1 rRNA gene is annotated in these 1,034 nt (G+C 56.5%); it reads left to right on the forward strand.

The features are described from left to right. Positions 1-1,026: ribosomal RNA gene (locus ACIBQX_RS50620) — 23S ribosomal RNA — on the forward strand; the annotation flags it as partial. Positions 1,027-1,034 lie beyond the last annotated feature (8 nt).

The raw sequence follows: 1,034 nt of genomic DNA on the forward strand, positions 1-1,034 counted from the left end.
GCGAAGGTGAGAACTTAAGCGCCGGTAAACGGCGGTGGTAACTATAACCATCCTAAGGTAGCGAAATTCCTTGTCGGGTAAGTTCCGACCTGCACGAATGGCGTAACGACTTCCCCGCTGTCTCAACCACAGACCCGGCGAAATTGCACTACGAGTAAAGATGCTCGTTACGCGCAGCAGGACGGAAAGACCCCGGGACCTTCACTACAGCTTGACATTGGCGTTTGGAGCGTCTTGTGTAGGATAGGTGGGAGACTGGGAAGCTGTCACGCTAGTGATGGTGGAGTCATTGGTGAAATACCACTCTGGTCGTTTTGAACGTCTAACTCTGGTCCGTGATCCGGATCGGGGACAGTGTCTGGTGGGTAGTTTAACTGGGGCGGTTGCCTCCTAAAGAGTAACGGAGGCGCCCAAAGGTTCCCTCAGCCTGGTTGGTAATCAGGTGTTGAGTGTAAGTGCACAAGGGAGCTTGACTGTGAGACTGACGGGTCGAGCAGGAGCGAAAGCTGGGACTAGTGATCCGGCATCGGCATGTGGAAGCGGTGTCGCTCAACGGCTAAAAGGTACCCCGGGGATAACAGGCTGATCTTCCCCAAGAGTCCATATCGACGGGATGGTTTGGCACCTCGATGTCGGCTCGTCGCATCCTGGGGCTGGAGTAGGTCCCAAGGGTTGGGCTGTTCGCCCATTAAAGCGGTACGCGAGCTGGGTTTAGAACGTCGCGAGACAGTTCGGTCCCTATCCGCTGCGCGCGCAGGAGACTTGAAAGGAGCTGTCCCTAGTACGAGAGGACCGGGACGGACGAACCTCTGGTGTGCCAGTTGTACCGCCAGGTGCACGGCTGGTTGGCTACGTTCGGAAGGGATAACCGCTGAAAGCATCTAAGCGGGAAGCTCGCCTTGAGATGAGGTCTCCCACCATGAGAGTGGGTAAGGCTCCCGGTAGACGACCGGGTTGATAGGCCGGAGGTGGAAGCACGGTAACGTGTGGAGCTGACCGGTACTAATAGGCCGAGGACTTGACCACAAAGCATT

Source organism: Nonomuraea sp. NPDC049714 (assembly GCF_044465295.1).
Classification (GTDB): domain Bacteria; phylum Actinomycetota; class Actinomycetes; order Streptosporangiales; family Streptosporangiaceae; genus Nonomuraea.